This window comes from Thermococcus sp. ES12 (genome assembly GCF_012027515.1).
Lineage (GTDB): Archaea > Methanobacteriota_B > Thermococci > Thermococcales > Thermococcaceae > Thermococcus > Thermococcus barossii.
In genome coordinates this window covers 1-524 of record NZ_SNUP01000026.1, presented here as the reverse complement: position 1 = coordinate 524, position 524 = coordinate 1, and the positions used below count along the sequence as shown (strand labels likewise).

The following is a 524-nucleotide window of genomic DNA, read 5'->3' as shown; positions in this document are numbered from 1 at the left end:
CAAAAGCTTGTCAATACTCTTTTCTTCAAGAAAAGCATTAATTGATTCTTGTACCTTCTTTTGTCTTTTATCAAGCTCTAAAAGTTCTCCCTCTGTAGTAACCTTTCTCTTCTTCTCCTTGATCTCAAGGTATTCCTTGATTAATCCAAAAACATCAACTTCCTCAACCTTTTGAACTTCCCCTTGAATACCACTCTTTAATCTCATATTTTCCTCAGCTAATGTTTCCAGCTCTTTCAGTAACTCATGATTTTCTTTCTTTAACTCTTCTTTCTCATTCTCGAGAAGCGTTATTTTTTGTCTTAACGCTTTATTTTCAGCTTCTAAAATCTCAACTCGAGTTTCAAGCTTCTTAATCTTATCAGAAAGCTCTTCTAACTTATCAGCAAACATAACATAGTGGTAAATCGCCTCAGTCTCACTCTCAAACTTACCTTCTTTGACTAATTGTTTAAGCTTAGCTTCCAAGTCAAAAGGTATTCTATAATGTTTAGTTATTGTTCCTTGTTTCCATTTTGGTGGTC

At 34.0% G+C, this 524-nt stretch carries 1 pseudogene; it reads right to left on the bottom strand.

Annotation, left to right across the window (positions count from 1 at the left end):
* Positions 1-524: pseudogene (locus E3E37_RS10825) on the bottom strand (hypothetical protein); the annotation flags it as partial.